A 4,601-nucleotide genomic window follows, 5' to 3' on the forward strand; every position below is an offset into this window, starting at 1 on the left:
CCATAGAGGCCCGCGCCCGCCGGGAACGGGGGCTTGAGGCGCGGCTGGCCCTTCTTGCCCTCGAGGCTTTCGATCATCGCGGTTTCTTCACCGCAGATATAGGCGCCCGCGCCGCGGTGCATGAAGACGTCGAAATCGTAGCCCGAACCGCAGGCGTTCTTGCCGATCAGCCCGGCTTCGTAAGCCTGATGGATCGCCGCCTGAAGAACTTCGGCCTCGCGGATATATTCGCCGCGCACGTAGATATAGGCCGCCCGCGCGCGCATCGCGAAGCCGGCGACCAGCGCGCCTTCGATGAGCTTGTGCGGATCGTGGCGCAGGATCTCGCGGTCCTTGCAGCTGCCGGGCTCGGATTCGTCCGCGTTGATGACGAGGAAGCTCGGCCGGCCGTCGCGCGATTCCTTGGGCATGAAGCTCCACTTGAGCCCGGTCGGGAAGCCCGCCCCGCCCCGCCCGCGCAGGCCGCTGGCCTTGATCTCTTCGATGATCGCATCCTGCCCGCGCGCGAGCAGCGCCTTGGTGCCATCCCAATCTCCGCGCGCCTGCGCCGCCTTCAGGCCCCAGTCCTGGAACCCGTAGAGATTGGTGAAGATGCGGTCCTTGTCAGCCAGCATCACTGCGTTTCCCTTGCTTTGGCGCGCCGGATGCGCACCAGCGAAATCGTCTGGAACACGAGGCCTAGCCCCATGATGATCACCCCCATCTCGAGCGGGCCGGTCGCGGTCAGCACTGCCCCCAGCGCAAAGCCGGTGAGGCCGAGGATCGCGAGGAGCAGCGTCAGCGGGTTCATGCCAGCGCCCCTTGCGACCACAGCGCGTAAAGCACGCCGAGGATGAGGATGATCACGCCGATGCGGATCACGCCCATCAGCAGCTTGTAGGCGATGAACGCCAACAGCAACGCGCCGAGGATGGTGGCGACTGCGCTCACCTTACCATTCGCTCCGGTAATCGTGGTTCGCATCGACCATCGCGGTCAGCGTGGTCGGCCCGCCCGAAGGCTCGGAGGTGCGGCGGCCCGGCTCCTGCGTGCCCGCTTTGGGCTGCTGGCCCGCCGCCAGCGCATCGAGCACCGCTTCGAGGCGCTCCGGAGTCAGGTCTTCGTAATTGTCGTCGTTGATCTGGACCATCGGCGCGGTGGCGCAATTGCCCATGCATTCGACCTCGGTGAGGGTCCAGAGGCCATCGGCCGAGACCCCGCCCTTCACCATCCCGCGCTTCTTGCAAGCCGACATGATGTCGTCGCTCCCGCGCAGCATGCACGGCGTGGTGCCACACACCTGCACGTGGAATTTACCCACGGGCTTGAGGTTATACATGAAGTAGAAGCTGGCAACCTCGAGCACCCGGATCACCGGCATCCCGAGATATTGCGCCACGTATTCGATAACCGGCAGCGGCAGCCACCCTTGCGTATCGGTCTCCGCGCCGACCTGCCGCTGGGCGAGATCGAGCAGCGGCATCACCGCCGAACGCTGACGCCCCTCGGGATACTTGGCGATGTGCCAGTCGGCGGTATTCTTGTTCTCCGGCGTCCACGCAAAGGCGCTCCAGCGGGCGCGCAGTTCGGGAGTGTCGGGTGCGGGGGTGCGGTCAGCCATTGAGGTTTTCCAAAGTGTTGCGCTCTTTCCGGCGCGCCTCGATCCGGGGATAGGCAAAGCCCCACCACACGGCGTTCCACAGCGCGGCCACCAGGATCGCGGACCAGCCCGAAAGTATCCCGAGCTTCGGGAGGTTGAGAAACCCGGCATAATCGGCGCAGGTCGCAGCGAACCACGCCGTGCTCACGACCGAGAGCACCGTCTGCCAACGCGTCGAAATGGCGTCGGCCCGGTCGATCAGGTCATCGATCACCGGTCACACTCCCCGAACACCACGTCGATCGCGCCGAGAATGGCGGTCGCGTCCGGCAGCATGTGACCCTTGGACATGAAGTCCATCGCCTGGAGGTGCGAGAAGGCCGTGGGGCGGATCTTGCAGCGGTAGGGCTTGTTGGTGCCGTCGCTGACGAGATAGACGCCGAATTCGCCCTTGGGGCTTTCGGTCGCCACGTAGACCTCGCCCGCAGGCACGTGGAAGCCTTCGGTGTAGAGCTTGAAGTGGTGGATCAGCGCTTCCATCGACTGCTTCATTTCGCCGCGCTTGGGCGGCACGACCTTGGTGTCGCTGCTGGCGATCGGGCCGCTCGGCATGTCGCGCAGGCATTGGCGGATGATCTTGGCGCTCTCGTAGACTTCCTTCACGCGCACCATGAAGCGGTCATAGCAGTCCGAATTGGTGCCGACCGGAATGTCGAACTCCATGCGGTCATAGACGTCATAGGGTTGCGACTTGCGCAGGTCCCACGGAAGGCCGGCGGCGCGGATCATCGGGCCCGAGAAGCCCCAGGCAATCGCATCCTCGCGGCTGACGACGGCGATATCGACGTTGCGCTGCTTGAAGATGCGGTTGTCCATGACGAGGCTCATCGCGTCCTCGAACAGCTGGAAGAAGCGGTTGTCGAGCCAGTCGCCGATATCCACCAGAAGCTTCTCCGGCACGTCCTGATGGACACCGCCCGGGCGGAACCATGCGCTGTGCATGCGCGCGCCCGACGCCCGCTCGAAGAAGTTGAGGCAGTCCTCGCGCAGGTCCATGATCCACAGGTTCGGCGTGAACGCGCCGACATCGAGGATGTGCGCCCCCATGTTGAGCATGTGGTTGCAGATGCGGGTGAGCTCGGCGAACAGCACGCGGAGATACTGGGCGCGCAGCGGCACTTCGAGGTTCAGCTGCTTCTCGATGGCGAGCACCCAGGTGTGCTCCATCGCCAGCGGCGAGCAGTAATCGAGCCGGTCAAAATAGGGCAGCGCCTGAAGGTAGGTCTTCTGCTCGATCAGCTTTTCGGTGCCGCGGTGGAGCAGGCCGACATGCGGGTCGATCCGCTCGATCACCTCGCCGTCTAGCTCCATCACCATGCGCAGCACGCCGTGCGCGGCCGGATGCTGGGGGCCGAAGTTGATCGTGTAATTGGTGATGACCTCGCCCTCGGTGGTGGGCGATTCTTCGAGGTTCATGCTCATCGGCCACCCTCCTTCGAGGTGGGATCGGGAGCGCCGGGGGCGGGCTTTCCGGTGTCCTTCTGCTCGGGCCCCGGGGGCGAGACCTTCTCGGCGGCAGCCTTGTCGGCAGCCTTGCCTGCGCCGGTGTCGCCCTGCTTCTCGGTGACCTTGGGCTCGGCGACCGCAGGGGCCCCGCGCGATTTCTCGTCTCCGGGAAGCACGTAGTCCGCGCCTTCCCAAGGGCTGAGGAAGTCGAACGTGCGCATTTCCTGCGCCAGCACGACGGGCTCGTACACCACGCGCTTTTCCTCCTCGGAATAGCGCAGCTCGGTGTAGCCGGTCATGGGGAAGTCCTTGCGGAACGGGTGCCCCTCGAAGCCGTAATCGGTGAGAATGCGGCGCAGGTCCGGGTTGCCCGCGAAGGTCACCCCGAACATGTCGAACACCTCGCGCTCGAGCCACCCGGCATTGGGCCACAGCGTGGTTACGGTCGGCACCGGGGTGTCTTCCGAGGCCGAGCACTTCACCATCACGCGGTGGTTCTTGGTCAGGCTCTGCAGCATGTAGACGACCTCGAACCGTTCGGCCCGTTCGGGGTAGTCGACCCCGGCAATTTCCATCATCTGCTGGTAGGCGTGATCATCGCGCAGGATCTGGAGTACGCGCGCAATAGCGTCGCGTTGCACGCGGAAGATCACCTCGCCATGCGATTCATGCGCTTCGATCAGCCAGACAGAGATGGTCTCGCTGATGGCATCGATCACGCCTTCATTGGAGGCGAACTTCGGGGCGGAGTGGAGAACGGCCATGCGCCCTTACCTCTCGATAGTGCCGACGCGGCGGATCTTGCGCTGCAATTGCATCACGCCATAGAGCAGCGCCTCGGCGGTCGGCGGGCAGCCGGGGACGTAGATGTCGACCGGCACGATGCGGTCGCAGCCGCGCACCACCGAGTAGCTGTAATGGTAATAGCCGCCGCCATTGGCGCAGCTGCCCATCGAGATGACGTACTTGGGATCCGACATCTGGTCGTAGACCTTGCGCAGCGCCGGGGCCATCTTGTTGCACAGCGTGCCCGCGACGATCATCACGTCCGACTGGCGCGGAGAGGCGCGCGGCGCGGCGCCGAAGCGCTCCATGTCGTAGCGCGGCATGTTGACGTGGATCATCTCGACCGCGCAGCACGCAAGGCCGAAAGTCATCCACCACAGGCTGCCGGTGCGCGCCCACTGGAACAGTTCCTCGGTCGAGGTGACGAGGAAGCCCTTGTCAGTGACCTCGGTCTGGAGCGCGGTGAAGAAGCTCGCGTCAGGCGCGCGGACCTCCCCGCCCTGGGCGGTGGTCAGCTTCGAAATGTCTGGCAATCCCTGGAGAGGAGAAATCGTGTTGTTCATTCCCAGTCCAACGCCCCTTTCTTCCATTCATAAGCGAGGCCCACCGCAAGGATGAACAGGAACACCATCATGCCGCTCCAGCCCACCCACTTGGTCTCGTCGAGGCTGACGGCCCAGGGGAACAGGAAGGCGGCTTCTAGATCGAAGACGATGAAGCTGATCGCCAC

Annotated in this window: 8 protein-coding genes and 1 pseudogene; all 9 read right to left on the reverse strand. The window is 64.6% G+C overall.

The genetic code is table 11. The features are described 5' to 3' along the window. A pseudogene (locus NBV68_RS17825) lies at positions 1-614 on the reverse strand (NADH-quinone oxidoreductase subunit F); the annotation flags it as partial. Then, a complete protein-coding gene (locus NBV68_RS17830; RefSeq protein WP_296312494.1) occupies positions 614-790 on the reverse strand; it encodes a hypothetical protein in 177 nt (58 codons plus the stop codon). The gene NBV68_RS17830 and the pseudogene NBV68_RS17825, both read right to left, overlap by 1 nt. Then, positions 787-930 carry a hypothetical protein gene (locus tag NBV68_RS17835; RefSeq protein ID WP_296312497.1) on the reverse strand — a complete coding sequence of 48 codons (144 nt, stop codon included), beginning with the start codon at positions 928-930 and terminating at the stop codon, positions 787-789. Before NBV68_RS17835 ends, NBV68_RS17830 begins: the two co-directional genes overlap by 4 nt. 1 nt (position 931) lies before the next feature. Then, positions 932-1,600 carry an NADH-quinone oxidoreductase subunit NuoE gene (gene nuoE / locus NBV68_RS17840; protein WP_296312499.1) on the reverse strand — a complete coding sequence of 223 codons (669 nt, stop codon included), beginning with the start codon at positions 1,598-1,600 and terminating at the stop codon, positions 932-934. Beyond that, complete coding sequence (locus NBV68_RS17845; protein ID WP_296312502.1) at positions 1,593-1,853, reverse strand: hypothetical protein; 261 nt, start codon at positions 1,851-1,853, stop codon at positions 1,593-1,595. The genes nuoE and NBV68_RS17845 overlap by 8 nt, the downstream gene beginning before the upstream one ends. Continuing rightward, positions 1,850-3,061 carry an NADH-quinone oxidoreductase subunit D gene (locus NBV68_RS17850; RefSeq protein ID WP_296312504.1) on the reverse strand — a complete coding sequence of 404 codons (1,212 nt, stop codon included), beginning with the start codon at positions 3,059-3,061 and terminating at the stop codon, positions 1,850-1,852. Before NBV68_RS17850 ends, NBV68_RS17845 begins: the two co-directional genes overlap by 4 nt. After that, positions 3,058-3,849, reverse strand: a complete 792-nt coding sequence (locus NBV68_RS17855; protein WP_296312507.1) for an NADH-quinone oxidoreductase subunit C — start codon at positions 3,847-3,849, stop codon at positions 3,058-3,060. The genes NBV68_RS17850 and NBV68_RS17855 overlap by 4 nt, the downstream gene beginning before the upstream one ends. A 6-nt stretch (positions 3,850-3,855) precedes the next feature. Continuing rightward, on the reverse strand, positions 3,856-4,434 hold the full coding sequence (locus NBV68_RS17860; protein WP_296312508.1) for an NADH-quinone oxidoreductase subunit B: 579 nt from the start codon (positions 4,432-4,434) through the stop codon (positions 3,856-3,858). Next, positions 4,431-4,601, reverse strand: a 171-nt coding sequence (locus tag NBV68_RS17865; RefSeq protein ID WP_296312510.1) for an NADH-quinone oxidoreductase subunit A, incomplete at its 5' end; no start/stop codon positions are given. The genes NBV68_RS17860 and NBV68_RS17865, both read right to left, overlap by 4 nt.

It is taken from the genome of Erythrobacter sp., assembly GCF_023653175.1.
Lineage (GTDB): Bacteria > Pseudomonadota > Alphaproteobacteria > Sphingomonadales > Sphingomonadaceae > Erythrobacter.

Bases quoted from the DNA above. Each gene is read 5' to 3' on its own strand.
- NBV68_RS17830 (WP_296312494.1), bottom strand. From the start codon at position 790: ATGAACCCGCTGACGCTGCTCCTCGCGATCCTCGGCCTCACCGGCTTT.
- NBV68_RS17860 (WP_296312508.1), bottom strand. From the start codon at position 4,434: ATGAACAACACGATTTCTCCTCTCCAGGGATTGCCAGACATTTCGAAG.
- NBV68_RS17855 (WP_296312507.1), bottom strand. From the start codon at position 3,849: ATGGCCGTTCTCCACTCCGCCCCGAAGTTCGCCTCCAATGAAGGCGTG.
- NBV68_RS17850 (WP_296312504.1), bottom strand. From the start codon at position 3,061: ATGAGCATGAACCTCGAAGAATCGCCCACCACCGAGGGCGAGGTCATC.
- nuoE (WP_296312499.1), bottom strand. From the start codon at position 1,600: ATGGCTGACCGCACCCCCGCACCCGACACTCCCGAACTGCGCGCCCGC.